The sequence below is a fragment of the Chromobacterium sp. ASV23 genome (assembly GCF_016428945.1).
Taxonomy (GTDB): Bacteria; Pseudomonadota; Gammaproteobacteria; order Burkholderiales; family Chromobacteriaceae; genus Chromobacterium; species Chromobacterium sinusclupearum.
Genome location: NZ_JAELTR010000264.1, coordinates 1 through 302, shown reverse-complemented (window position 1 = coordinate 302; position 302 = coordinate 1). Strand labels below are relative to the sequence as shown.

At 61.9% G+C, this 302-nt stretch carries 1 protein-coding gene; it reads left to right on the top strand.

The window, feature by feature from the left end; all coding sequences use genetic code 11:
• Positions 1–8: 8 nt before the first annotated feature.
• Positions 9–302, top strand: a 294-nt coding sequence (locus JHD59_RS23415; RefSeq protein WP_233164490.1) for a biopolymer transporter ExbD, incomplete at its 3' end; no start/stop codon positions are given.

Sequence of the window (302 nt, the reverse complement as noted above, 5' to 3'; positions counted from 1 at the left end):
GCATGGCGATGAACGTGGGGTCGTCGGGCGAAGACGACCTGATGATGGAAATCAACACCACGCCGCTGATCGACGTGATGTTGGTGATGCTGATCATGCTGATCATCACGATTCCGATCCAGACGCATGCGGTGAAGCTGGACATGCCGGTGAACACGCCGTCGAAGCAGCAGGCGAAGCCGGTGGTGGTGCAGATCGACATCACGCCGGACAGCGCGGTGATGTGGAACGGCGAGCGTTTGCCGAACCGAGAGGCGCTGGAAGCGAAGCTGACGGCGGCGGGGAAGGCGGATCCGCAACCG